The organism is Kitasatospora sp. MMS16-BH015 (assembly GCF_002943525.1).
In the GTDB taxonomy this organism is placed as follows: Bacteria; Actinomycetota; Actinomycetes; order Streptomycetales; family Streptomycetaceae; genus Kitasatospora.
The window spans coordinates 6215001-6241087 of the sequence record NZ_CP025394.1; the positions used below are offsets into that span (position 1 = coordinate 6215001).

Here is a 26087-nt window from a genome sequence, read left to right on the forward strand (position 1 = left end):
CACCCGCACCTGAACACATAGGGTGTGTGGAGGGAACGAGGGGAAGTGAAACATCTCAGTACCCTCAGGAAGAGAAAACAACCGTGATTCCGGGAGTAGTGGCGAGCGAAACCGGATGAGGCTAAACCATATTGGTGTGAGACCCGGCAGGGGTTGCCGATGTGGGGTCGTGGGAAAGTTCTTCAGCTGTCTGCCGGCAGTTGGGCGAGTCAGAAACCGTATGGATAGTCGAAGGACATGCGAAAGGTCCGGCGTAGAGGGTAAGACCCCCGTAGACGAAATCTGTACGGCTCGCTTGAGCTTCTCCCAAGTAGCACGGGGCCCGAGAAATCCCGTGTGAATCTGGCGGGACCACCCGCTAAGCCTAAATATTCCCTGGTGACCGATAGCGGATAGTACCGTGAGGGAATGGTGAAAAGTACCGCGGGAGCGGAGTGAAATAGTACCTGAAACCGTGTGCCTACAAGCCGTGGGAGCGTCGGACATGCAGCTTGCTGTGTGTCTCGTGACTGCGTGCCTTTTGAAGAATGAGCCTGCGAGTTTGCGGTGTGTAGCGAGGTTAACCCGTGTGGGGTAGCCGTAGCGAAAGCGAGTCCGAATAGGGCGATTGAGTTGCACGCCCAAGACCCGAAGCGGAGTGATCTAGCCATGGGCAGGTTGAAGCGCGGGTAAGACCGTGTGGAGGACCGAACCCACCAGGGTTGAAAACCTGGGGGATGACCTGTGGTTAGGGGTGAAAGGCCAATCAAACTCCGTGATAGCTGGTTCTCCCCGAAATGCATTTAGGTGCAGCGTCACGTGTTTCTTGCCGGAGGTAGAGCACTGGATAGGCGATGGGCCTCACCGGGTTACTGACCTTAGCCAAACTCCGAATGCCGGTAAGTGAGAGCGTGGCAGTGAGACTGTGGGGGATAAGCTCCATGGTCGAGAGGGAAACAGCCCAGAACACCGACTAAGGTCCCTAAGCGTGTGCTAAGTGGGAAAGGATGTGGAGTCGCAGAGACAACCAGGAGGTTGGCTTAGAAGCAGCCACCCTTGAAAGAGTGCGTAATAGCTCACTGGTCAAGTGATTCCGCGCCGACAATGTAGCGGGGCTCAAGCACACCACCGAAGTCGTGTCATTGCAGCATTAACCCCCCAACGGGGGCTGTGATGGGTAGGGGAGCGTCGTGTGCCGGGTGAAGCAGCGGAGGAATCCAGTTGTGGACGGTTCACGAGTGAGAATGCAGGCATGAGTAGCGATACAAGAGTGGGAAACTCTTGCGCCGATTGACCAAGGGTTCCTGGGTCAAGCTGATCTGCCCAGGGTAAGTCGGGACCTAAGGCGAGGCCGACAGGCGTAGTCGATGGACAACGGGTTGATATTCCCGTACCCGCTTTGAAGCGCCAACGGCGAACCTCTGAATGCTAAAGCCGTGAAGCCGGCCCGGAGTCTTCGGACGAAGGGACGTGGTGGAGCCGCTGACCCAACAGGGTAGTAGCTGAGCGATGGGGTGACGCAGGAAGGTAGTCCAGCCCGGGCGGTGGTTGTCCCGGGGTAAGGGTGTAGGGCGTTGTGTAGGCAAATCCGCACAACAATAGCCTGAGACCTGATGCCGAGCCGATTGTGGTGAAGTGGATGATCCTATGCTGTCGAGAAAAGCCTCTAGCGAGTTTCATGGCGGCCCGTACCCCAAACCGACTCAGGTGGTCAGGTAGAGAATACCGAGGCGTTCGGGTGAACTATGGTTAAGGAACTCGGCAAAATGCCCCCGTAACTTCGGGAGAAGGGGGGCCGGAGCTGGTGATCGGATTTACTCCGTGAGCTGGGGCCGGCCGCAGAGACCAGCGAGAAGCGACTGTTTACTAAAAACACAGGTCCGTGCGAAGCCGTAAGGCGATGTATACGGACTGACGCCTGCCCGGTGCTGGAACGTTAAGGGGACCGGTTAGTCGTGATTCGTCACGGCGAAGCTGAGAACTTAAGCGCCAGTAAACGGCGGTGGTAACTATAACCATCCTAAGGTAGCGAAATTCCTTGTCGGGTAAGTTCCGACCTGCACGAATGGCGTAACGACTTCTCGACTGTCTCAACCATAGGCCCGGTGAAATTGCATTACGAGTAAAGATGCTCGTTTCGCGCAGCAGGACGGAAAGACCCCGGGACCTTTACTATAGCTTGATATTGGTGTTCGGTTCGGCTTGTGTAGGATAGGTGGGAGACTGTGAAGCCGTGACGCCAGTCATGGTGGAGTCATCGTTGAAATACCACTCTGGTCGTGCTGGATGTCTAACCTGGGTCCGTGATCCGGATCAGGGACAGTGTCTGGTGGGTAGTTTAACTGGGGCGGTTGCCTCCTAAAGAGTAACGGAGGCGCCCAAAGGTTCCCTCAGCCTGGTTGGCAATCAGGTGTTGAGTGTAAGTGCACAAGGGAGCTTGACTGTGAGACCGACGGGTCGAGCAGGTGCGAAAGCAGGGACTAGTGATCCGGCGGTGGCTTGTGGAAGCGCCGTCGCTCAACGGATAAAAGGTACCCCGGGGATAACAGGCTGATCTTCCCCAAGAGTCCATATCGACGGGATGGTTTGGCACCTCGATGTCGGCTCGTCGCATCCTGGGGCTGGAGTAGGTCCCAAGGGTTGGGCTGTTCGCCCATTAAAGCGGTACGCGAGCTGGGTTTAGAACGTCGTGAGACAGTTCGGTCCCTATCCGCTGTGCGCGTAGGAATATTGAGAAGGGCTGTCCCTAGTACGAGAGGACCGGGACGGACGAACCTCTGGTGTGCCAGTTGTCCTGCCAAGGGCATGGCTGGTTGGCTACGTTCGGGAGGGATAACCGCTGAAAGCATCTAAGCGGGAAGCCTGCTTCGAGATGAATGTTCCCACCTCCTTGAGAGGGTAAGGCTCCCAGTAGACGACTGGGTTGATAGGCCGGATGTGGAAGCCCAGTAATGGGTGGAGCTGACCGGTACTAATAGGCCGAGGGCTTGTCCTCAGTTGCTCGCGTCCACTGTGTTGTTCTGAAACAACGACCCCATGCTCATGGAGAGTGTGGTGCGGTCGGATAGTTTCATAGTGTTTCGGTGGTCATAGCGTGAGGGAAACGCCCGGTTACATTCCGAACCCGGAAGCTAAGCCTCACAGCGCCGATGGTACTGCAGGGGGGACCCTGTGGGAGAGTAGGACGCCGCCGAACAATCATTGTGGAGAAGCCCCATCCGGGAGACCGGATGGGGCTTCTTTGCGTTTACAGGGCCAGTTTGAAACCGGTGTGGGAACCGACGAAACCGAGGCGCTCGTAGAAGCGGTGGGCGTCGGTGCGGGTGTTGTCCGAGGTGAGTTGGACGAGGTCGGCGCCGAGTTCGCGGGAGCGGGTGATGGCCCATTCGATGAGTTGGGTGCCCAGGCCGGTGCCGCGTTCGGTGGCGGAGATGCGGACGGCCTCGATCAGGGTGCGGGTGGCGCCGCGGCGGGCGAGGCCGGGGATCAGGGTGAGTTGGAGGGTGCCGACGACCTGGCCGGCGCGGGTGGCGACGGTGAGGTGTTGGTGGGGGTCGGCGGCGAGGGCGGTGAAGGCGGCCTCGTAGGGGGTGAGGTCGTCGGGGGATTCGCGGGTGGCGCCCAGGGCGTCGTCGGCGAGGAGGGCGACGATCGCGGGGAGGTCGGTGCGTTCGGCCGGGCGGAAGTGCAGGGGCTCGGTGGCGTTCATGATCGTCAGCTTAGGGCGGCCCGGTCGGGTGATGCGGCGTCATTCTCCAGGGGCGGCACTGGTGATGACGGCGAATGCGGCGCCGTTCGGGTCGGTGAGCTGGGCGAAGCGGCCGACGCCGTGGGCGTCGGTGGCGGGGAGGCGGACGGCGCCGCCGAGCTCCTGGGCCTTGGCGAGGACGGCGTCGGTGTCGGTGACCTCGAAGTACGGGAGCCAGTGCGAGGTGACGCCGGCGGCGGTCTGGGCGGGCGGGAGGGGCATGATGCCGCCCTGGCCGTCGTCGGTGCCGCCGGAGGCGGGCGTGAGGACGGTGTAGGTGCTCTCGCCGAACGGGACGTCCTGCTCCTGCCAGCCGAAGACCTCGCGGTAGAAGGCCTTGGCACCGGTCGGATCGGCCGTATAGAGCTCCGTCCAGCAGAGGCTGACGGGGGTGGTGACCTGGTCGAGGCCGTGGGTGTCGCCGGGCTGCCAGACGGCGAACTCGGCGCCGGTGGGGTCGGTGTAGCCGGCCAGCCGGCCGGCGGTGAAGACGTCCATCGGCTCGAACCGCACGGTGCCGCCGGCCTCGCGGACGTGCTTGGTGACGGCGTCGGCGTCGGTGGCGGCGAAGTAGACCGTCCAGCTGGCCCGGGCACCGGGGTCGGCGAGCGGGCCGAGGGCGGCCACGGTGCGGTCGTCCTGCTGGAAGAAGCCGTAGCCGCCGGCCTCCGGGCCGGCCGAGAAGAAGGTCCAGCCGAACAGGGCGCCGTAGAAGGTGGCGGAGCCGGAGGTGTCCGGGCTGCCGAGGTCGAGCCAGTTCGGGGCACCGTGGACGTAGTCGGTGGTGAGCATGGGATCTCCTCCGTCGCCGTTGGTTCGCCGGTGGTTCGCTGCTGGGTTGCCGGTGGCTTGCGCGAGCGGGCCGGGTCGAGCGCCCCTTCCGGCATCGTCTGCCCTCGCGGGGACCGGGACAACCGCAGTACCTGGGTGTCGGCGTGGGGAGGTACGGTGCGTAGCGGACGGTGACCGGAGGGAGTGGGCGGATGGCGTACCAGCAGCAGCGGCAGCAGCAGACGGCGGCGGCAGCGGGTGCGGATGCCGCCGTGCCGCGTCAGCTCGCCCAGGTGGAGGGGGTGCTGGAGCGGATCACCTACGCCAACGAGGAGACGGGCTACACGGTGGCCCGGGTGGACACCGGGCGCGGGGCGAACGACCTGCTGACGGTGGTCGGGGCGCTGCTCGGGGCGCAGCCCGGGGAGTCGCTGCGGCTGTACGGGCGCTGGGGGTCGCACCCGCAGTACGGCAAGCAGTTCATGGTGGAGAACTACACGACGGTGCTGCCGGCCACCGTGCAGGGCATCCAGCGGTACCTGGGCTCGGGGCTGATCAAGGGGATCGGGCCGCGGTTCGCGGAGCGGATCGTGACGGCCTTCGGGGTGGAGACGCTGGAGGTGATCGAGACCTCGCCGGGGCGGCTGATCGAGGTGCCGGGGCTCGGGCCGAAGCGGACCAAGATGATCGCGGCGGCTTGGGAGGAGCAGAAGTCCATCAAGGAGGTGATGGTCTTCCTGCAGGGGGTCGGGGTGTCGACCTCCTTGGCGGTGCGGATCTTCAAGAAGTACGGCGACAGCTCGATCGGGGTGGTGAAGAACGAGCCGTACCGGCTGGCGGCGGACGTCTGGGGCATCGGCTTCCTGACGGCCGACAAGATCGCGCAGGCGGTGGGGATCCCGCACGACAGCCCGGAGCGGGTGAAGGCGGGCCTGCAGTACGCGCTCTCGCAGAGCAGTGACCAGGGGCACTGCTTCCTGCCGGAGGAGCGGCTGATCGCGGACGGGGTGAAGCTGCTGCAGGTGGACGTGGGCCTGGTGATCGACTGCCTGGCCGAGCTGGTGGCCGAGGAGGGCGTGGTCCGGGAGAGCGTGCCGGGGGAGGCGGGGGAGCCGATCACGGCGGTCTACCTGGTGCCGTTCCACCGGGCGGAGATCTCGCTGAGCAACCAGCTGCTGCGGCTGCTGCGGGCGGACGTGGACCGGATGCCGGCCTTCGCCGGGGTGGACTGGGAGGTGGCGCTGGCCTGGCTGGCCGAGCGGACGGGGGCCGAGCTCGCGCCGGAGCAGCGGGAGTCGGTGCGGCTGGCGCTCACCGAGAAGGTGGCGGTGCTGACCGGCGGGCCGGGCTGCGGGAAGTCGTTCACGGTGAAGTCGATCGTGGCGCTGGCGCTGGCGAAGAAGGCCAAGGTGGTGCTGGCGGCGCCGACCGGGCGGGCGGCGAAGCGGTTGGCGGAGCTGACCGGGGCGGAGGCCTCGACGGTGCACCGGCTGCTCGAGCTTCGGCCGGGCGGGGAGGCGGCCTACGACCGGGACCGGCCGCTGGACGCGGACCTGGTGGTGGTGGACGAGGCCTCGATGCTCGACCTGATCCTGGCGAACAAGCTGGTGAAGGCGGTGGCGCCGGGGGCGCACCTGCTCTTCGTGGGGGACGTGGACCAGCTGCCCTCGGTGGGGGCGGGCGAGGTGCTGCGGGACATGCTGGCCGAGGGCGGCCCGATCCCCTCGGTGCGGCTGACCCGGATCTTCCGGCAGGCGCAGCAGTCCGGGGTGGTGGTGAACGCGCACCGGATCAACGAGGGCAAGCCGCCGGTGACGGAGGGGATGGCCGATTTTTTCCTGTTCGCCGAGGAGGACACCGAGCGCACCGCTGGGTTGACCGTGGACGTGGTGGCGCGGCGGATCCCGCAGAAGTTCGGCTTGGATCCGCGGCGGGACGTGCAGGTGCTGGCGCCGATGCACCGGGGGCCGGCCGGGGCGGGGAACTTGAACACGCTGTTGCAGGCCGCGGTGACGCCGGGCCGGGAGGGTCTGCCGGAGCGCCGCTTCGGCGGCCGGACCTTCCGGGTAGGTGACAAGGTCACACAGATCCGCAACAACTACGAGAAGGGGCGGAACGGGGTCTTCAACGGCACGGTCGGCGTGGTCACGTCACTGAGCGTGGACGACCAGCGGTTGACGGTGCGCACCGACGAGGACGAGGAGGTGCCGTACGACTTCGACGAGCTGGACGAGCTGGCGCACGCCTACGCGGTCACGATCCACCGTTCGCAGGGGAGCGAGTACCCGGCGGTGGTGATTCCCGTCACCACCTCGGCCTGGACGATGTTGCAGCGGAACCTGCTCTACACGGCCGTGACGAGGGCGAAGCGACTGGTTGTGCTCGTCGGCTCACGCAGAGCGATCGGCCAGGCTGTCAGGGCGGTAAGTGCAGGTCGGCGGCACTCTGCGCTTGATCATCGGCTGTCGACTGGATGATTGTCCAATGAGCCTCTGAGTACAGAGGTTGTCTTGACGTGAAGAGATTTAGGGCGGAGCCTAGGTTGGCGCCGATCTTGTCCGGTTCGTACCGGCACCGGCGCAAGCTTTTGTAGGGCGAAGCCCTTCCAGGGCAACCCCGGGTGCGCGGCTGTCCCTCAAATGGGGGATGGTAGAGACAGTCAGGGCACCTTGGCAGAGGTCTTCATTTCGTCGGTGAGGAAGAGCGTGAGCGAGAACAGTCAGGCCGCAGTAGTACTGCGGTACCAGGACGGCGAGTACGAGTACCCCGTCGTCGAGAGCACTGCGGGCAACGCCGGCTTCGACATCTCGAAGCTGCTCCCGCAGACCGGCCTGGTCACCCTGGACAACGGCTTCGGCAACACCGCTGCCTACAAGTCCGCGATCACCTTCGTCGATGGTGACAACGGCATCCTGCGCTACCGCGGCTACCCGATCGAGCAGCTGGCCGAGCAGGGCAGCTTCATCGAGACCGCGTACCTCCTGATCAACGGCGAGCTGCCGAACGCCGAGCAGCTTCAGGCTTTCAACGCCGAGATCACCCAGCACACCCTGCTGCACGAAGACGTGAAGCGCTTCTACCAGGGCTTCCCGCGCGACGCGCACCCGATGGCGATGCTGTCCTCCGTGGTCGGCGCGCTCTCCACGTTCTACCAGGACAGCCACAACCCGTTCGACGCGGCCCAGCGCCACCTGTCGACCGTGCGCCTGCTGGCCAAGCTCCCGACCATCGCGGCCTACGCGTACAAGAAGTCGATCGGCCAGCCGTTCGTCTACCCGCGCAACGACCTGAGCTACGTCGAGAACTTCCTCCGGATGACCTTCGCCGTCCCGGCCGAGGACTACGAGCTCAACCCGGTGATCGTCAACGCGCTCGACAAGCTGCTGATCCTGCACGCGGACCACGAGCAGAACTGCTCGACCTCCACCGTCCGCCTGGTCGGCTCCAGCCACGCCAACCAGTTCGCCTCGATCTCGGCCGGCATCTCGGCGCTCTGGGGCCCGCTGCACGGCGGTGCCAACCAGGCCGTGCTGGAGATGCTGGAGCAGATCCAGAAGGACGGCGGCGACGTCGACTCGTTCATCACCAAGGTGAAGAACCGCGAGGACGGCGTGAAGCTCATGGGCTTCGGTCACCGCGTCTATAAGGCCTTCGACCCGCGCGCCGCGCAGGTCAAGATCCTCGCCCACGAGGTGCTCGGCCAGCTCGGCAAGTCCGACGAGCTGCTCGAGATCGCCCTCAAGCTGGAGGAGCACGCGCTCAACGACGACTTCTTCGTCTCGCGCAAGCTCTACCCGAACGTGGACTTCTACACCGGCCTGATCTACCGCGCCATGGGCTTCCCGACCAGCATGTTCACCGTGCTGTTCGCCCTCGGCCGGCTGCCGGGCTGGATCGCCCACTGGCACGAGATGATCAACGACCCGACCAGCCGGATCGGCCGTCCGCGCCAGATCTACACCGGCGTCGAGATCCGCGACTACGTGAAGCTCGGCGAGCGCTGAGCGACCAGCTCCCCTGAGCTCTGACCGAACGAGGGCCCGGCTGCCACTGGCAGCCGGGCCCTCGTCGTGGTGCTCGCACATCCGCGCTCTCTGCGCGGCGCACGACGCCTGGGGGCGGCCGGAGGCGGGAACGGCCGCTCAAAGCGTTCCCGACCCACCGCCCCCGGCGTCGTGCGCGAAGGCCACCGAAGTGATCGGCAGCCGTCCCGGGGCCCGCCGGAGCCCCGTCGGCGACAGTGATGGTCGCGCATGAACGTGCTGCCGTTCAACACGTCGGCGCTCATCGAAACCTGCCGCACTACAAAAGGTAAGACGTAACAGCCCCCGCAAAGTTACGCCTGGGGGGTGTGAGTTGGCTCTCTCCACGCTCCGTGTGCGGCTGGTGCCCGTTCCATAGCACACCGCTTCCGGCGGCCGCGCTCACCCTCCCCGCACCGGCCGCGACCCAGCGTGATAGGAATCGTCTCATTCCGGTACGGACCGTCCGCACCCTCAGCAGCGGACGGGCGGACGGGGAGGGAGCGCGCAGATGGCCAGGGCAGACGCCAGGAACATCGTCGTCACGGGCGGTGGCACCGGGATCGGGTTCGAGGTGGCCCGCCGGTTCGTCGCCCAGGGTGAGCGGGTGGTCATCGTCGGTCGCCGCCGGTCCGTCCTGGAGCAGGCCGCGATCGAGCTCGGCCCGGACGTCACCCCGCTCGCCTGCGACCTGGCCGACCCGGACGACGTGGAGGCCGCCCTCGCCTCGCTGCCGGCCCGGATCGACGTGCTGGTCAACAACGCCGGCAGCCGGGAGACCGTGATCGGGGCCGGCCCGCACGCCGTACTGGCCCGCTGGCGCGGGGACTTCGAGCGGAACGTGCTCACCGTCGTGCTGCTCACCGAATCCGTCCGGGACAGACTGACCCCCGGCACCGGCCGGGTGATCACCGTCTCCTCCATCGCCGCCCTGCGCGGGGCCGGCTCCTACGGCGCCGCCAAGGCCTCCCTGCACGCCTGGAACCACTTCCTGGCCGCCCAGCTCGGCGCCGCCGGGATCACCGCCAACATCGTGGCCCCCGGCACCGTCTCTGGCACCGAGTTCTTCGGGTCCCGGCTCGACGAGGCCGAGGTCTCCCGCCGGGCCGCCCGCACCCTGCTCGGCCGGATCGGCGAGCCGGGCGAGGTGGCCGGGGCGGTGGTCTTCCTGGCCTCCGAGGACGCCCGGTTCATCACCGGCGAGATCCTGCACTGCAACGGCGGCGAGCTGCTCGGGCGTTAGCCCTCGGCCGTCTGTCCCAGGCGGCCCGGAAGCGGCTCTGCTCCCCGGCCGCTCGGTCAGGCGGCCCGGAAGCGGCGCAGCCGGAGGCTGTTGCTGACCACGAAGAGCGAGGAACAGGCCATCGCGGCCCCCGCCACCACCGGGTTGAGCAGTCCGGCGGCGGCCAGCGGGACGGCGGCCACGTTGTAGGCGAAGGCCCAGAAGAGGTTGCCCTTGATGGTGGCCAGGGTGCGGCGGGCCAGGCGGATCGCGTCGGCCGCCGCGCGCGGGTCGCCGCCGACCAGGGTGAGGTCGGCCGCCTCGATCGCCGCGTCGGTGCCGGTGCCCATCGCCAGGCCCAGGTCGGCCTGGGCGAGCGCGGCGGCGTCGTTGACCCCGTCGCCGACCATGGCCACCGAGCGGCCCTCGGCCTGGAGCCGGCGGACGGCCGCCACCTTCTCCTCGGGCAGGACCTCGGCGATCACCTCGGTGATCCCCAGCTCCGCCGCCACCGCCTCGGCGGCGCCCCGGTGGTCGCCGGTGAGCAGCACCGGCCGCAGCCCGAGCGCCCGGAGCCGGGCGACGGCCTCGGCGCTGGTGGGCTTCAGGGTGTCCGAGACGACCAGGAGGGCCCTGACGGCGCCGTCCCAGCCGACCGGCACCGTCGTGCGGCCGGCGGCCTCGGCGGCCGTCTGGGCGGCGCGCAGGGCCGACGGGAGGGCATCGGTGGAGCCGGGGGCCGGACCGTCCGGGGTGGGGGCGGTGGCCGGGGTGCCGGTGCTGAGCCGGAGGCCGCGGCCGGCGGTGACCCGGTGGCCCTCGACCAGGGCGCTGACGCCCCGGCCGGGCGTGGCGCGGAACTCGGTGACCGGGGGGAGCGCGCCGAGGCGCTTGGCGGCGGCCTCGGCGACGGTGGTGCCGACCGGGTGCTCGGAGGCGTGCTCGACGGCGCCGGCCAGGCGGAGGGCCTCGGTCTCGGTGGTGCCCTCGGCGGTGTGTACGGCGACCAGCGTCATCCGGCCGGTGGTGACGGTGCCGGTCTTGTCGAGCACCACGGTGTCGACCCGGCGGGTGGTCTCCAGGACCTCCGGGCCCTTGATCAGGATGCCGAGCTGGGCGCCGCGCCCGGTGCCGACCAGCAGGGCGGTCGGGGTGGCCAGCCCGAGGGCGCAGGGGCAGGCGATGATCAGCACCGCGACGGCCGCGATGAACGCCTCGGCGGGCGTGCCGCCGGTGAGCAGCCAGCCAACCAGGGTGCCGAGCGCGATCAGGATCACCACGGGCACGAAGATCGCCGAGATCCGGTCGGCCAGCCGCTGGGCGGCGGCCTTGCCGCTCTGGGCCCGCTCGACCAGCTCGGCCATCCGGGCCAGCTGGGTGTCGGCGCCGACCCGGGCGGCCTCGACCACCAGGCGGCCGCCCGCGTTGACGGTGGCGCCGGTGACGGCGCTGCCGACGGTGACCTCGACCGGGGTGGCCTCGCCGGTGAGCATCGAGGCGTCCACCGCCGAGCTGCCCTCGACCACCACGCCGTCGGTGGCGATCTTCTCGCCGGGCCGGACCAGGAAGCGGTCGCCCACGGCCAGCCGGGCCAGTGGCAGCCGGGTCTCCCGGCCGCCGGCGAGCACGGTGACCTCCTTGGCGCCGAGGCCGAGCAGGGCGCGCAGGGCGGCGCCGGCGCTTCGCTTGGCACGGGCCTCCAGCCAGCGGCCCAGCAGGATCAGCGTGGTGACGGCGGCGGCCGTCTCCAGGTAGAGCATCGAGGAGGCGGTGCCGGGCTGCGCCGTGAGCGCGAACTCGTGCCGCAGGCCGGTGTGCCCGGCGTGGCCGAGGAAGAGCGCCCAGACGGACCAGCCGAAGGCGGCCAGGGTGCCGAGCGAGACCAGGGTGTCCATGGTCGCGGCGCCGTGCTTGAGGTTGGTCCAGGCGGCGCGGTGGAACGGCAGCCCGCCGTAGACCACGACCGGCCCGGTGAGGGCGAAGGCCAGCCACTGCCAGTTGTCGAACTGGAGGGCCGGGACCATCGAGAGCAGCACCACGGGGACGGTGAGGACGGCGCTGATCAGCAGCCGTTCCCGAAGAGGATCGGGTTCTGCTGCGGGCTCCGGGGTCTCCACCGGCTCGGGCGGGGGCGGGAGCTCGGCGGTGTAGCCGGTCTTCTCCACGGTGGCGATCAGCTCGGCCACGCTCACCCCGGGGCCGTACTCAACCCGGGCCTTCTCGGTCGCGTAGTTGACCGTCGCGGCGACGCCGTCCAGGCGGTTGAGCTTCTTCTCGATCCGGGCCGCGCAGGAGGCGCAGGTCATCCCGCCGATGGCGAGCTCGACCTGGCCGCCGGGGGCCTCGGTGGTGGTGCCGGTCATGCTGCGGTGCTCCTTGGTGCTGCGGCGGCCGCCCCGGGGTCTGCGGGGCGGCGGCCACGGCGGGGTGGGTCAGGCGGCCCGGCCGACGAGCTCGTAGCCGGCCTCGTCGACGGCGGCGCGCAGCGCCTCCTCGTCCAGCGGGGCCTGGGAGGAGACGGTCACCGTACCGGCCGCGGCGTCGGCGGCCACCTCGGTGACGCCGGGGAGGTCGGAGACCTCGGCGGTGATCGCCTTCTCGCAGTGGCCGCAGCTCATGCCGCTGACGGTGTAGGTGACGGTGCTGGACATCGGTGCCTCCGGTCGGGTCCTGGTACTGCGCTCTCTCGTTCCAACGATCGTACCCCCTGGGGGTATTCCGCCGGAGTGCGGGCGGGTGTGCCTGCCGAGAGTAGTCGATCGGTGACCCACCGTGCCGCCGCGTCCCGCCTTCCGGGGGAGCGCGCGGCGCGCTCACGTGGTCCGTCCGATATGTTCGGTATGTGCCCCGGATCAGACGCGCCCAGGCGCCCACGGCTCCCAAGGCGAGCTCGCTGTCCCCGGCCCGGCGGGAGCGCGCCATCCTGGCGACCGACCTGCAGGACCTCTCGCTCGCCCGCAGGGCCGCCCCGGCGGTGCTGTCGATCATCGCCGTCACCCTGGCGGACCTGGTCTCCGGCCAGGACCGCTACCTCGCACCGCTGATGGTCGTGGTGCCCTCGATCGCCGCGCTGACGCTGCGCCCGCTCGAGCTGCTGCTGGTCTGCTTCGCCGGCTTCCTCTCGCTGCTCGGCCTCTCGCACTACGACCGGATGGACAACCTGCACGACGGCCGCTTCCTGTTCGGCGCGCTGCTCAGCTACGGCGCGCTGACCCTGGTGAGCGCCTGGGTGGCCCGGCTGCGGATGCGGCGGGCGGCGGAGTTCGCCGCCGTCAGCTCGGTGGCCGAGGCCGCCCAGCGGGCACTGCTCAGCAGCCCCGGGCCGACGGTCGGGCCGCTGCGGCTCGCGGTGCGGTACGTGTCGGCGGCCGACGCGGCCCGGATCGGCGGTGACCTGTACTCGGTGCTCGACACCCCGCACGGCACCCGGGCGCTGGTCGGCGACGTCCGGGGCAAGGGGCTGGGGGCGGTGCAGACGGCGGCCGTGGTGCTGGGCGCCTTCCGGGAGGCCGCGTACGACGAGAACGGGCTGTTGCGGGTCGCCGAGCGGATCGAGGCCAGCGTGGAGCGGCACGTGCCGGACGGGGAGTTCACCACGGCGCTGTTCGCGGAGTTCGGCGCGGCGGGTGCGAGCGTGGAGCTGCTGCACTACGGGCACGTGCCGCCGATGCTGGTGAGCCGGGAGGGCACCGTCACCGTGCTGGAGGCCCCGGACCCGTGGGTGCCGCTCGGGCTCGGCAGGCTCGCCAGCGGGCGGCCGGCGAGCCTGGCCCAGCCGTTCGGGCCGCAGGACGTGCTGGTGCTCTGCACCGACGGCGTGGTCGAGGCGCGGCACCACCACTCCGGCGAGTTCTACCCGCTGGCGGAGCGGGCGGGCGTCCTGGTCCGGGGCGCCGCCCGCTCCGCGGCCGAGCTGGAGGCGGCGGTCGGGCGGCTCTTCTCGGACCTGTTGGTGCACACCGGCGGGGAGCTCGGCGACGATGCCCTGCTGCTGCTCATCACCTGGGACGGGCGGGACTGGGCCAGGCCCTGAGACTTCTCCCGGGCCGGCGTCAGGTGGCTGCCTCGGCGAGGCAGCGGAAGAGCAGGGCGGTGGAGGTGGCGCCCGGGTCCTGGTGGCCGATGCTGCGGGGGCCGAGGTAGGAGGCGCGGCCCTTGCGGGCCTGGAGCGGGGTGGTGGCCTCGGCGCCGTGGGCGGCGGCTTCGGCGGCGGCCTTCGCGGCGGTGGCGAAGGGGTCGGCCTGGTGGGCGGCGAAGGCGGTGGCGGCGGGTGACCAGGCGTCGATCAGGGTCTTGTCGCCCTCGGTGGCGCCGCCGAGCCCGCGGACGGCCTCCAGGGCCTCGGTGAGGGCGGCGGCGAACTCGGCCGGGGTGGCGTGCTCCCCGGGGAGGGCCTTGCCCATGGCGCGGAAGGCGGAGCCGTAGAGCGGGCCGGAGGCGCCGCCCACCCTGGAGATCAGGGTGGTGCCGGTCTTGGTGAGGACGGCGCCGACCGAGGCGGGGGCGAGGGCGTCCAGGGCCGGCAGCACGGCGGCGAAGCCGCGGGCGAGGTTGCTGCCGTGGTCGCCGTCGCCGATCGCGGAGTCCAGCTCGGTGAGGCGGGCCTGCTCGCGCTCGACGGCGGCGGCCGTGGCGCGGATCCAAGCGAGGGCGAGGGGGATGTCCATGGGGTGTCCGTTCGGGGTCGGCGGCAAGGCGTCCGGGAGGTCGAGCGCCCCGGGGTCAGGACCAGCGGAGGGCGGGGGTGGCCACGGGGGCGTCCCAGAGGTCGAGCAGCTCGGGGTCGGCCTTGGTGAGGGTGAGCGAGAAGCCGGCCATGTCGAGGCTGGTGACGTAGTTGCCGACCAGGTTGCGGGCGATGGTGATGCCGCGTTCGGCGAGCCGGGCGGCGACCTCGCCGTACACCAGGTACAGCTCGAGCAGCGGGGTGCCGCCGAGGCCGTTGACCAGGGCGATCACCTGGTCGCCGGCGGTCAGGTGGTGGTCGGCCAGCACGGTCTCGACCACCTCGGCGGCGAGCTCGCGGGCCGGGCGCAGCCGCTCGCGGCGCCGGCCCGGCTCGCCGTGGATGCCGACGCCGACCTCGATCTCGTCCTCGGGGAGGTCGAAGCCGGGCCGGCCTGCGGCGGGCACCGTGGCGGCGGTCAGCGCGATCGCGAAGGAGCGGGAGGCGGCGTTGACCCGCTCGCCGAGGGCGGCCACCTCGGCGAGCTTCGCGCCGCGCTCGGCCAGCGCGCCGACCGCCTTCTCGACCACCACGGTGGCGCCGGTGCCGCGCCGGCCGGCGGTGTAGGTGGAGTCCTCCACCGCCACGTCGTCGTCGACCAGGACGGTGCGGGTCTCGATGCCCTCCTCCTCGGCCAGCTCGGCGGCCAGCCGGAAGTTGAGCACGTCACCGGTGTAGTTCTTGACCACCAGCAGCACCCCGGCCCCGCTGTGCACGGCCTGCGCGGCGGCCAGCACCTGGTCCGGCACGGGGGAGGTGAACACCTCGCCCGGGCAGGCGGCGTCGAGCATCCCCGGGCCGACGAAGCCGCCGTGCAGCGGCTCGTGGCCCGAGCCGCCGCCGGAGACCACGGCCACCTTGGTGACCCCGGGCCGGGCCGGGCGGCTGATCACCCGCTGCTCCGCATCGACCGTCAACTCCGGGTGCGCGGCGGCGAATCCGGCCAGCGCGTCGGCGAGCACGGTCTCCGGGCTGTTGATCAACTTCTTCACGGCGGCCTCCTGGGGCGGGTGGTGCGCGGCTCTCCGTGACGTTACGGGAGGGGCGGTGGCTCTGCTCGGTGTACGACACGGTTGGTTCGAACGGATCACCGGGAGGGCCGGGCCCGGCTAGGGTCGGGGCATGGACACTCACGTCGGTATCGTCCTTGTCTCGCACAGCGCCCTGATGGCCGCCGGGCTGCGCGAGCTGCTGCTCGAACTCGGTTCGGGCGCCGTGCCGGTGGAGCTGGCCGGGGGCACCGAGGACGGCGGGCTCGGCACCAGCTACGACCTGATCGTGCGGGCGGTGGCGGCGGCCGATGCCGGGGCCGGGGTGGTGGTGCTGCCGGATCTGGGCAGTTCGGTGCTGACCGCGCGGACGGCGTTGGAGGACCATGTGGGGCGCCAAGTGGTGCTGGTGGATGCGCCGTTCGTGGAGGGCGCGGTGGCCGCCGTGGTCACCGCCTCGGCCGGGGCGGCGCTCGCCGAGGTGGTCAGCGCGGCCGAGGGGGCGCGGGACTTCCGCAAGCTCTGAGCGGCCCTTGGCGAGGCATCGCGGGTCAACTCCCGCTCTCGGTCGGGTAAAAAGCGCGCAGGGCGGCGGGCGTACACGTGCCCGCCACCGGGTGGGCCGGTGGTTGTTCACCGGCCGCTGGTGGGGTGCCTCTCGCACCGCAGCCCACCAGCCTCCGAACGGGGAGCTCCACCGTGTCGATGCGTACCACGTCGAAGTCCGCCCTCTTCTTCGCCGCCGCGGCCCTGGTCGCCGCCGCAGCCGCCCCCGCCGGGGCCGCCGACCTCGGCGCGCACGCGCACCGGGACCGCCACGTGCTGCTGATCAGCATCGACGGCCTGCACGCGGGCGACCTCGCCACCTGGACGGCCGAGCACCCCGGCTCGGCGCTGGCGCAGCTGGCCCGCCGCGGCACCACCTACACAAACGCCCGCAGCTCCGAGCCCTCGGACTCCTTCCCCGGCATCGTCGCGCTGACCACCGGCGGCAGCCCGAAGACCACCGGCGTCTACTACGACGACTCCTACGACCGCACGCTCTCCCCGGCCGGCTCCGGCTGCAAGACCGTCGGCACCGAGGTGGTCTTCGACGAGTCGGTGGACCGGGACGCCACCAAGCTGGACGCGGGCGGCGGGATCGACCCGGCCAAGCTGCCGCTGGACCCGAGGAAGGGCTGCACGCCGGTCTACCCGCACTCCTTCCTGCGCACCAACACCGTGTTCGAGGTGGCCCGTTCGGCCGGTCTGACCACGGCCTGGGCCGACAAGCACCCCGCCTACGACCTGCTCAACGGCCCCTCCGGCCGGGGCGTCGAGGACGCCTTCGACCCGGAGATCGCGGCCACCGACGGCACCGTCCCCGGCACCATCGCCTACGACGCGCTCAAGGTCGCCGGGGTGCGGAACCAGATCGACGGCCGCGACCACACCGGCAGGAAGGCGCAGCGGGTGCCCGCCGTCTTCGGCCTCAACTTCCAGGCCGTGAGCGTCGCGCAGAAGACCGCCGGGTACGCGGCCAAGGGCGCCTTCTCGCCCGAGCTGGGCTCCGCGCTGGCCGCCACCGACGCCGCGATCGGCGGCCTGACGGCCGAGTTGAAGGCGAAGGGCCTGGACCGGCGGACCGAGATCGTGCTCAGCGCCAAGCACGGACAGTCGCCGGTCGACCGCTCCGAGCGCAAGATCGTGGACAAGAAGCTGCTGGACTCGGTGGTGAACGGCGTGCGGCCGGGCCTGCTGGCCCAGGGGACGGCCGACGACGTGGCGCTGCTCTGGCTGACCGACGGCGGGCAGGCCCAGGCTGTGGCGGCGGCGCTGCGGGCGCACGCGGCGGAGCTGAACATCGACAAGGTGCTCGTCGGCCCGGCGCTGCTGAAGCAGTTCGGCAACCCGGCCAAGGACGCCCGCACCCCGGACGTCATCGTGCTGCCGAAGCCGGGCACCATCTACGCCAAGCCCACCGCGACCAAGCTGGCCGAGCACGGCGGCTTCACGGCGGACGACACCCACGTCGCCCTGCTGGTGGCCGGCCCGGGTCGGGACGGGGAGCGGGTGACCTCGCGGGTGGAGACCACCCAGGTGGCGCCGACCATCCTGCAGTTCCTCGGGCTGAACCCGCGGGCGCTGGACGCCGTGCGGCTGGAGGGGACGCGGGTGCTTCCCGACGCTCGATGAGTGGCACTATCCGGGGGCGCGGGGAACTGCGCGAGGTCGGGAGAGGCGGAGTAGCGGCCTGGCGCTTGGAGCCGGTTGCACTGTCAACGGATAGTGCAACCGGTGGTCTGTGTAAGACAGCGTCAGAGTGCATGGTCGGCCGCGCCGTTCCCCGCGCCCCTGGTGGGATGGTTACTTGGCGTCCGCGTAGGACTCCACCACCGCCGTGGTGAGGGGGAAACGGACCGGGGTGTCGCCGAAGACCAGGGCGCGGGCCTCCTCGGCCGCCTCGGCGACGGCGGCGGTGACCTGGTCGGCGAGGTCGAGGGGGGTGTGCACCATGACCTCGTCGTGCTGGAAGAAGACCAGGTGGGGGTGGTCGCCGCCGGAGCTGAGGCCGGCCAGCCGGCGGCGCAGACCGGCCAGCAGGGCCAGCGCCCAGTCGGCGCCGCTGGCCTGGATGACGAAGTTGCGGGTGAAGCGGCCCCGGGCCCGGGCCGACCGGGCGCCCGCTTCGGGCTCCTGGTCGGCCGTCAGGTCGAGCCAGTCGGCGGCCGGGGGCGGGCAGGCCCGGCCCAGCCGGGAGTGCACCACGCCGCCGTCCTCACCGGTGCGGGCCGCCGCCTCGACGTACCCCATCGCGGCCGGGTACCGGCGGCGCAGGGTGGCGAGCAGCGGGCCGATGTCGCCGCTGGTCTGGCCGTACATCGCGCCGAGCAGGCCGAGCTTGGCCTTCTCCCGGTCGCCCTGGAAGGCCTGGGCGGCGAGGGCCGCGTAGAGGTCGCCCTCGGCGGCGGTGCGGGCCAGGCCGGCGTCGCCGGACATGGCGGCCAGCACCCGGGGCTCCAGCTGGGCGGCGTCGGCCACCACCAGGGCCCAACCCGGATCGGCCACCACGGCGCCGCGCAGCACGCGGGGGATCTGCAGCGCGCCGCCGCCGCGGCTGGCCCAGCGGCCGGAGACCACCCCGCCCACCACGTACTCGGGGCGGAACCGCCCGCCGTGCACCCAGGCGTCCTGCCAGGCCCAGCCGTGGGCGGCGTGGATCCGGGCGAGCTCCTTGTAGCGGATCACCAGCCGGGCGGCCGGGTGGTCGACCTTGGCCAGCTCCCAGGAGCGGGTGGAGGTCAGCTGGATGCCCTGGTCGCCGAAGGCGCGCAGCACCTGGGTGTGCGAGTCGAGGTTGAACGGGCGCCCGCCGAGGGCCTGCTGGATCTCCACGGCCAGCTCGGCGAGCCGCCGGGGCTGGGTGCCGGGCAGGGGCGGGCGGGGGCCGAGCAGCTCGGTGAGCAGCCGGTCGTGCCGGTCGGCGCGCCAGGGCAGGCCGTCGTCGGCGATCTCGGTGGCGAGCAGGCCGCCGGCCGATTCGGCGGCCACCAGCAGCCGCAGCCGCTGCCGGGCGGCCGGGTCGGCCACGGCCTGGAGACGGCGCTGCTGCTCGGCGTGGACGGCCACCACCGCCGCCAGCGCGTCGGTGCCGGGCGGCAGTTGCAGCCGGTCGGGGGCGAAGAGGCTGTCCTGGGCCTCGGCCGGGCCGGAGTCGGGCAGGTCGGCCGGGACGGGGAGGCCGCGCAGCCGGGCCCAGGCGGCGCCGAGTGATCTCGGTGCGCCCCAGCGGCCTTCGTGGCCGAGCAGCAGGGCCTCGGTGAGCCGCAGGTCGTGGCAGCGGGCCAGCCGCAGCGGCATCAGCGGCTGGTAGGCGCTGTCGGCCGCGGCCCAGACCCAGCGCGGCGCCGACTCCGCCTCCACCGCGGCCACCGCCTCGGCCAGCTTGGCCTCCGACCGGGGCGGCCCGAGCGGGGTGCCGTCCTCCGCGAGCGGCTGGAGGCGGCCGCCGGAGCCGTGCTGATCGGGGACGAGCGCCATCCGTGGTGCCACGACGGGCCTCCTCTCGGTGCTGTGCTGAATTGCGGGGCTCTGCTGCTGATCCGGACGTCCGTCCGACCGTAGCGGGTGGGGCTGACAATCCGGGCCGGGCCACGACCAGGGTGACCTGGCCGGACGAGGGGAGGGGAGGGCGTGGCGCGGGCCTATCGGGGGCGGTAAGTGCTTGGTGCGGCCGGGGCAGCAGGGCCTAAGGTCTGCTGCGTGAACGAGAACCCCTTCTTCGAACCCAGTGGCCTGGCCTACCAGCTGCCGCCCTTCGCCGAGATCCGGACCGAGCACTACCTGCCCGCCTTCGAGCGCGGCATGGCCGAGCAGCTGGCCGAGATCGCCGCCATCACGGCCGAGCAGGCCGAGCCGACCTTCGAGAACACCGTGATCGCCCTGGAGCGCAGCGGCGAGCTGCTGCTCCGCACCCGGCTGGCCTTCGAGAACCAGGCCGACGCCGACGCCACCCCCGAGCTCCAGGAGCTGCAGGCCGAGCTGAGCCCGCGGTTCGCCGCGCACGCCGACGCGATCCTGCTCGACCAGGAGCTGTTCGCCCGGCTGGACGCGCTGCAGGCGCGGAGCGCGGAGCTGGGCCTGGACGCCCAGGACGCCCGGCTGCTGGAGCGCCACCACGTGCGGTTCGTCCGCGCGGGCGCCCGGCTCGCCGAGGACGAGCGGCAGCGGCTGCGCGAGCTGAACGCCGAACTCGCCTCGCTGGGCACCGCCTTCCGGCAGAACGTGTTCACCGACACCCGGGCCCGGGCCGTGGTGCTGGACACCGCCGAGGAGCTGGACGGCCTCTGCCCGGACGCGGTGGCCGCCGCCGCCGAGAACGGCAAGGCGCTCGGGCACGAGGGCAAGTACGTGCTCAGCCTGAAGAACTTCTCCAACCAGACCGAGCTGGCCGCGCTGACCGACCGCTCGCTGCGGGAGCGGCTGCTGGAGGCCTCGCTCGGCCGCGCGGTGGAGAGCAACGGCCCGCTGGCGATCAAGCTCGCCGGGCTGCGCGCCGAGCGCGCCGCGCTGCTCGGCTACCCGAGCTACGCCGCGTACGTGGTGGCCGACGAGACGGCCGGCACCGTGGAGGCCGTGGACGCGATGCTGGCCCGCCTGGTCGCGCCGGCCGTGGCCAACGCCGAGCGGGAGGCCGCGCAGCTCGCCGAGGCCGCGGCGGAGGACGGCCTCGACGGGATCGCGGCGCACGACTGGGCGTACTACTCGGAGAAGGTGCGCCAGCGCGCCTACGAGCTGGACGCCACGGTGCTGCGGCCGTACTTCGAGCTGGAGCGGGTGCTGCGGGACGGCGTCTTCTTCGCCGCCGGCCTCGCCTACGGGCTGAGCTTCACCGAGCGGCCCGACCTGACGGCCTACCACCCGGACGCCCGGGTCTGGGAGGTGGTCGACGCCGACGGCAGCACGCTGGGCCTCTTCCTCGGCGACTTCCACGCCCGGGAGTCCAAGAGCGGCGGCGCCTGGATGAACGAGCTGGTGCAGCAGTCCGAGCTGTACGGCCGCCGCCCGGTGGTGGTCAACAACCTCAACATCGCCAAGCCCGCGCCCGGCGAGCCGGTGCTGCTGACCTGGGACGAGGTGCGCACCCTCTTCCACGAGTTCGGGCACGCGCTGCACGGGCTCTTCTCGGCGGTGCGCTACCCGCTGTTCGCCGGCACCGAGGTGCCGCGCGACTTCGTGGAGTTCCCCTCCCAGGTCAACGAGATGTGGATGACCTGGCCCGAGGTGCTGGCCAACTACGCCCGCCACCACGAGACCGGCGAGCCGCTGCCCGCCGAGCTGGTGGAGCGGATGGCCGCCGCCGAGAACTTCGGCCAGGGCTTCCGGACGGTGGAGTACCTGGCGGCCGCGCTGCTCGACTGGGCCTGGCACCGGGTGCCGGTGGGCACCGAGATCGCCGACGCCGAGGAGTTCGAGGCCGCCGCGCTGAAGGCCGCCGGGCTGGCGGTGGCGGCGATCCCGCCGCGGTACCGGACCACCTACTTCGGCCACGTGTTCTCCGGCGACGGCTACAGCGCCGGGTACTACGCCTACATCTGGTCCGAGGTGCTGGACGCCGACACCGCCCAGTGGTTCCGCACCAACGGCCGCCCGGTCCGCGAGAGCGGCCAGGCCTTCCGCGACGGCCTGCTCTCCCGGGGCGGCAGCCGGCCCGCGCTGGACTGCTTCCGGGACGTGCTCGGCCGCGACCCGCAGATCGAGCCGCTGCTCGACCGCCGGGGCCTCAACGCGGCCTGAGTGAAGGTACGGGGGCCTCAACGCGACCTGAGCGAAGGCGCGGGGGTGGGGCCGGGGTGATCCGGCCCCACCTGCGATGCTGGCCCGCATGGGGATACCTGCGGTGCTCTTCGACGTGGACGGCGTGCTGCTCGACTCGACGGCCGGCTACCGGCGGGTCTGGGACGCCTGGTCCGCGCTGCGCGGCCTGGACCGGGAGCTGGTCTGGTCGCTGACCTTCGGCCGCCGCCCGGAGGACACCGTCCGCGATGTCGCGCCCGGGCTCGACCCGGTGCGCGAACGGGCCGTGCTGGACGGCCTGTTGAGCGAGCTGGGGGCGGACTGCCCGCCGATCGCCGGCGCCGGCGAGCTGCTGCGCGCGCTCCCGGCCGACGGCTGGGCGCTGGCCACCTCGGGCAGCCGCGAGGTGGTGCACCGGCGGTTTGCCGCCGCCGGCCTGCCGCTGCCGGCCGTGCAGGTCTACGCGGCGGACGTCACGGCCGGCAAGCCCGCCCCCGACTGCTACCTGCTGGCCGCCCGCCGGCTCGGCCGGGCGCCGGCCGACTGCGTGGTGGTCGAGGACGCGCCCGCCGGGGTCGCCGCCGGCCGCGCGGCGGGCTGCACCGTCTACGGCCTGACCACCACGCACTCGACCGCCGAACTCCTCGGCGCCGACCGCTGCCTGCCCGATCTGGCCTCGGTGGCCCGCGAGTTGGGGCTGGCCCTGGCCGCTCAGTAGGCCGGGACGATGGAGAAGGAGCCGTTGCTCAGGCCGGCGGATCGCTGAAGAACTGCGGCGGGGCCGGGGAGCCGGAATGCGACATGGCGGAAACATGTCATGTCAGCTGGGTCTTGCTCTACCGTGGGCGCAGGCGCCGGGCCGGCGCCTGCCAGGGCGCGGTCGACCGGGTGGTGGGGGTGCGGTCGGGCCGGGGCGGAGGGGCGGTTCGTTTGTCAGGGTCGGGAGTTGGGGCTGGGGCCTCGGCGGTGTCCGGGGTGGCTGCCGGGGGCGGCGGTACCGGTGGTAGCGCCGGGATGTTCGCCGGGCTGGGGTTGAGCGGGGCCGAGGAGGAGGTCTACCTCCTGCTGCTGACCGTGCCGGGCGGTTCGGCAGCTTGGCTCGGCGCCCGGTGCGGGCTGCCGCCGGGCCGAGTACCGGCCGCGCTGGAGGCGTTGGCGGCGCAGGGACTGGTGGAGCGGCCGGCGACGGGCGGTGGTGCGTGGAGCGCGGTGCCGCCCGATGTGGCCCTGGAGGAGCTGGTGCTGCGCCGGGAGGTGGAGCTGCGCCGGGCCCGCGGCCGGATCACCGAACTCACCCGGGCCTACCGCCGCAGCCGCCCGGGCGCCGAGGCGGGCGAACTGGTCGAGGTGATCAGCGGTCGCGATTCCATCGCCGACCTCTGGCGCACCCTCCAACTCGGCGTCCGCGAACGGCTCCGGGTGCTCGACAAGCCGCCGTACGTGCGCCGCTCCGACCCGGAGACCGAACTCGCCGTGCTGCGCCGGGGCGTGACGATGCACGTGGTGTACGAGAGCCGCGCACTGCTCGACCCCGACCGCCTCGCCGAGATCCGCACCCTCGCCCGGGCCGGCGAACAGGCCCGGGTGCTGCCCGAACTCCCGCTCAAACTGGCCCTGGTGGACGACCGCTGCGCCCTGCTGCCGGTGAGCGCCGGCAGTGAGCTGCAGAGCGTGCTGCTGGTGCGGCCCTCCTCGCTGCTGGACGCGCTGGTGGGCCTGTTCGAGCTGTACTGGTCGCACGCGCTCCGGCTGCCCGCCCCGGGCGGCGCGGAGGCGGGCCCGGAGGACCACCGGCACCGCCAGCTGCTCACCCTGCTGGCGGCGGGCCTCACGGACGAGAGCATCGCGCGGCAGATGGGTGTCTCGGCGCGGACGGTGCAGCGGTGGGTACGGGAGCTGATGGACCGGTTCGGGGCCCGGACGCGGTTCCAGGCGGGGATCCAGGCCGCCCGGGCGGATCTGCTGTAGCCGGGAGCCGCCCGGGGTGTGGGGGAGCCCGGATCAGCGGGCGGCTGCGGGACGGGGGTGGCCGGTCGCGCAGTGCCCCGCGCCCCTTACGGGGTGACTGTGAGAGTGATGATGTCGCCCTGGTGGGCCTTGGGGAAGCGGAGTTGGATCCGGCCGTCGTGGTTGCGGCGGACGGCCGGAGTGCCGCCCACCGAGGCGGTGGGCGGGGCGGCGAGTTCGGTCCAGCCGGCGGCGGTGGTGCGGTCGGCGGTGAAGGTGAGGGTGTACGTGCCGTCCGCGAAGCGCTCGCTCACCGGGGTGCCCGCGAGGGCGGTGGCGTAGGGCGCGAAGACGGGTTCGTCGCCGGGGGCCGGGCGGCCGTCCGGGCCGAGGCCGCAGTAGCCGCCGTTGCCGTGGCACCAGTACCACATCGTCCACCCGGCGGCGAAGCCGGACATCGCGGCCGTCTGCTGCCGCACCAGCTCGCGGTTGCCCGGCCGCCGGGCGTCCGGCGGCCCCCACTCGCCGACCAGCACCGGCAGGTGGTGGGCCTGCGGGTAGGCGGTGATCGCGGCGGTGTAGGCGGTCACGAAGCCGTCGGTCGGGTCCCAGTCCTGGCCCGCCTCCACCGGGGTGGAGTAGAAGTGCGGCGCGTAGCCGATCCGTTGGGCGCCCGGGCGCGGGTCGCGGAAGCCGGGCAGCGCGGTCGGCACGCCCTGGCCGACCAGCACGGTGGGCTCGACGAACAGCCAGGAGCGGGTGTCGACGGTGCGGATCGCGGCGATCAGCCGTCGGTACATCCCGGCCAACCGGCCCCGTTCGAGCTCGGCCGAGGAGGCGGCCAGCACGGCCGGGTCGCTCGGGTCGCCGTCCACCGGGCCGAACGGCTCGTTGAACAGGTCGTAGCCGATCAGCGAGCGGTGGCCGCGCAGTTCGCGGGCGAGCCGGGTGTAGAAGTCGCTCTGCCAACGGCGCAGGTCGGGGTCGTCGTAGAGGTGCCGGAAGGCGGCCTGCACGGCCGGCTGGAAGTACCCGGCGAACCAGTCGTTCGGGTCCGGGACGAACGGCAGGCCGTCGTCGCGGGTGGCCCAGACCGGGACGCCGTCGTCGCCCCCGCCGTACTTCGGCCCGTACACGTCCTGGTGGAAGTCGACCACGGCCCGCAGCCCGTACCGGTCGGCCCACCCCAACACCTGCTGGAGCCGCGCGAGTTGGTGCGGGTCGAGCCTGCCGCGGGTGGGTTCGAGCCGGGCCCAGGTGATGGCCACCCGGACCAGGGTGAAGCCGTGCTCGGCGATCGAGCGGACATCGGCCTCGGTGGTCTCGTCGTACTTGTCGATGTTGAAGCCGCGCAGGTCGAGCACCCGGCCCCGGTCGTCGGCGAACAGGGTGCGGCCGTCGGGCACGGTGACCGTGCCGGTGGGCTCGGGGGCCTGGGTGCGGGCCGCGGCGGGGGTGGCGGCGAGGCCGGTCAGGGTGGCGGCGGCCAGGGCCAGGGCGACGGTACAGCGGACACGCACGGTGCACCTCTGCTCGGGGCGTGGGGCGGGTGGTGAGCGCCGATCCTGCCGCACCGCCCCGACCCGCACAAGAGGTGAGGGTCACTCATGTTTCTTCGGTCGGAGCGGGATCGGCCGGTGCGGGATCGGTCTGCGCGGGGAGCGGAGCGGCGAGGGGGAGGGGGAGCTCGGCGGCGGCGGCCAGCCGGCCCCAGAGCAGGTCGGCCAGCGCCTGCACCATCCGGGAGCGCGGGCAGGGCCGCTGCTCCAGCCACCAGTCGCCGGCGGCCAGCACCATGCCGCTGATCGCCCGCCCCCAGGTCTCGGCGAGCAGCGGGCCGTCCGCGCCCAGGTCGACCCGGCCCCGCACGGCCTTGGTGATCTCGTCGGCGATCTGCTGGAGCGCTGGGGCGAGCGCGCTGCCGATGCCGGAGGGGTCGCCCGGCTCGGGGTGGGTGAGCAGCCGGTAGATCTGCGGGCGGGACTCGATCCCGGCCAGGTAGGTGTCCAGCACCCGCTCGACCAGGTCGCGCCGCTCCAGCGGTTCGGCCAGGGTGGCCCGGATCGCGGTCAGCAGCCCGGCGGTATGACGGTCGGTCAGGGCCCGGATCAGACCGTGGCGATCGCCGAAGTGCCGGTAGAGGATCGGTTTGGTGATGCCTGCCTCGGCGGCGATGGCGTTCATGCTCACGCCGGGCCCGAAGCGCTGGACGGCGCGGTCCGCGGCGTTCAGTAGCTGCTCACGGCGGGGTTCGCCGGTGAGCGGCGCGGCGGAGTCGGGCAAAGGGGTGCTCCTCGGTGCGGGCCGTTGACATCTGCGGGCCGTTGACATGCCTCGCCAATCAGTAGCAGACTCCTAGCGATGTTACCCGAGGTAACACCCCTGGTGGCGTGGGCATTCGCTCCTG

18 protein-coding genes and 2 rRNA genes (1 of these 20 only partly in view) are annotated in these 26087 nt (G+C 71.6%); 11 read left to right on the forward strand and 9 right to left on the reverse strand.

Going from position 1 to position 26087, the window contains the following annotated elements:
• Positions 1-2974: ribosomal RNA gene (locus CFP65_RS26780) — 23S ribosomal RNA — on the forward strand (it extends 149 nt beyond the left edge of the window).
• A gap of 84 nt (positions 2975-3058) precedes the next feature.
• Positions 3059-3175 (forward strand): 5S ribosomal RNA (gene rrf / locus CFP65_RS26785).
• Positions 3176-3226: 51 nt separating this feature from the next.
• On the opposite strand, the gene CFP65_RS26790 is transcribed toward rrf, so the two are convergent.
• Complete coding sequence (locus tag CFP65_RS26790; RefSeq protein ID WP_104818589.1) at positions 3227-3688, reverse strand: GNAT family N-acetyltransferase; 462 nt, start codon at positions 3686-3688, stop codon at positions 3227-3229.
• 39 nt (positions 3689-3727) lie between these two features.
• Entirely contained in the window at positions 3728-4519 is a 792-nt protein-coding gene (locus CFP65_RS26795) for a VOC family protein (protein ID WP_104818590.1), read from the reverse strand.
• Positions 4520-4710: 191 nt separating this feature from the next.
• Here CFP65_RS26795 and CFP65_RS26800 point away from each other — a divergent pair, with 191 nt between their 5' ends.
• The 3 genes from CFP65_RS26800 to CFP65_RS26810 all read left to right on the forward strand — a co-directional run bounded on the left by CFP65_RS26800 (position 4711) and on the right by CFP65_RS26810 (position 9763).
• A complete protein-coding gene (locus CFP65_RS26800) occupies positions 4711-6975 on the forward strand; it encodes an ATP-dependent RecD-like DNA helicase (RefSeq protein WP_104818591.1) in 2265 nt (754 codons plus the stop codon).
• A 216-nt stretch (positions 6976-7191) separates the two neighbouring features.
• Positions 7192-8502 carry a citrate synthase gene (locus CFP65_RS26805; protein WP_371682469.1) on the forward strand — a complete coding sequence of 437 codons (1311 nt, stop codon included), beginning with the start codon at positions 7192-7194 and terminating at the stop codon, positions 8500-8502.
• 529 nt (positions 8503-9031) lie between these two features.
• Positions 9032-9763, forward strand: a complete 732-nt coding sequence (locus tag CFP65_RS26810) for an SDR family NAD(P)-dependent oxidoreductase (RefSeq protein ID WP_104818593.1) — start codon at positions 9032-9034, stop codon at positions 9761-9763.
• A 56-nt stretch (positions 9764-9819) separates the two neighbouring features.
• On the opposite strand, the gene CFP65_RS26815 is transcribed toward CFP65_RS26810, so the two are convergent.
• Positions 9820-12105: a cation-translocating P-type ATPase gene (locus tag CFP65_RS26815; protein WP_104818594.1), complete on the reverse strand. Its 2286-nt coding sequence runs from the start codon at positions 12103-12105 to the stop codon at positions 9820-9822.
• 69 nt (positions 12106-12174) lie between these two features.
• Complete coding sequence (locus CFP65_RS26820; RefSeq protein WP_104818595.1) at positions 12175-12393, reverse strand: heavy-metal-associated domain-containing protein; 219 nt, start codon at positions 12391-12393, stop codon at positions 12175-12177.
• 191 nt (positions 12394-12584) lie between these two features.
• Here CFP65_RS26820 and CFP65_RS26825 point away from each other — a divergent pair, with 191 nt between their 5' ends.
• Entirely contained in the window at positions 12585-13775 is a 1191-nt protein-coding gene (locus CFP65_RS26825; RefSeq protein WP_254552581.1) for a PP2C family protein-serine/threonine phosphatase, read from the forward strand.
• Positions 13776-13794: 19 nt separating this feature from the next.
• On the opposite strand, the gene dhaL is transcribed toward CFP65_RS26825, so the two are convergent.
• Both dhaL and dhaK read right to left on the reverse strand, forming a co-directional pair.
• A complete protein-coding gene (dhaL, locus tag CFP65_RS26830) occupies positions 13795-14409 on the reverse strand; it encodes a dihydroxyacetone kinase subunit DhaL (RefSeq protein WP_104818596.1) in 615 nt (204 codons plus the stop codon).
• A 55-nt stretch (positions 14410-14464) separates the two neighbouring features.
• Positions 14465-15460 (reverse strand): dihydroxyacetone kinase subunit DhaK, encoded by a 996-nt coding sequence (dhaK, locus tag CFP65_RS26835; RefSeq protein WP_104818597.1) that lies wholly within the window; start codon positions 15458-15460, stop codon positions 14465-14467.
• Positions 15461-15590: 130 nt separating this feature from the next.
• Between dhaK and dhaM the strand changes: the two genes are divergently transcribed.
• Entirely contained in the window at positions 15591-15983 is a 393-nt protein-coding gene (gene dhaM, locus CFP65_RS26840) for a dihydroxyacetone kinase phosphoryl donor subunit DhaM (protein WP_104818598.1), read from the forward strand.
• A gap of 179 nt (positions 15984-16162) precedes the next feature.
• Positions 16163-17632, forward strand: a complete 1470-nt coding sequence (locus CFP65_RS26845) for an alkaline phosphatase family protein (protein WP_104821149.1) — start codon at positions 16163-16165, stop codon at positions 17630-17632.
• 171 nt (positions 17633-17803) lie between these two features.
• On the opposite strand, the gene CFP65_RS26850 is transcribed toward CFP65_RS26845, so the two are convergent.
• Complete coding sequence (locus CFP65_RS26850; protein ID WP_104818599.1) at positions 17804-19477, reverse strand: bifunctional 3'-5' exonuclease/DNA polymerase; 1674 nt, start codon at positions 19475-19477, stop codon at positions 17804-17806.
• 222 nt (positions 19478-19699) lie between these two features.
• Between CFP65_RS26850 and CFP65_RS26855 the strand changes: the two genes are divergently transcribed.
• From CFP65_RS26855 to CFP65_RS26865, 3 genes are all read left to right on the forward strand, one after another.
• Positions 19700-21733 carry a M3 family metallopeptidase gene (locus CFP65_RS26855; protein WP_104818600.1) on the forward strand — a complete coding sequence of 678 codons (2034 nt, stop codon included), beginning with the start codon at positions 19700-19702 and terminating at the stop codon, positions 21731-21733.
• An 88-nt stretch (positions 21734-21821) separates the two neighbouring features.
• Positions 21822-22451, forward strand: coding sequence for an HAD-IA family hydrolase (locus CFP65_RS26860; protein ID WP_305778262.1), 630 nt, complete (start codon positions 21822-21824; stop codon positions 22449-22451).
• Positions 22452-22708: 257 nt separating this feature from the next.
• Positions 22709-23701: a LuxR C-terminal-related transcriptional regulator gene (locus tag CFP65_RS26865; protein WP_158702364.1), complete on the forward strand. Its 993-nt coding sequence runs from the start codon at positions 22709-22711 to the stop codon at positions 23699-23701.
• Positions 23702-23787: 86 nt separating this feature from the next.
• Here the strand turns inward: CFP65_RS26865 and CFP65_RS26870 are convergent, their stop codons facing one another.
• On the reverse strand, positions 23788-25200 hold the full coding sequence (locus tag CFP65_RS26870; protein WP_104818603.1) for a cellulase family glycosylhydrolase: 1413 nt from the start codon (positions 25198-25200) through the stop codon (positions 23788-23790).
• A gap of 85 nt (positions 25201-25285) precedes the next feature.
• Positions 25286-25963, reverse strand: coding sequence for a TetR/AcrR family transcriptional regulator (locus CFP65_RS26875; RefSeq protein WP_254552582.1), 678 nt, complete (start codon positions 25961-25963; stop codon positions 25286-25288).
• Between the last annotated feature and the right edge of the window lie 124 nt (positions 25964-26087).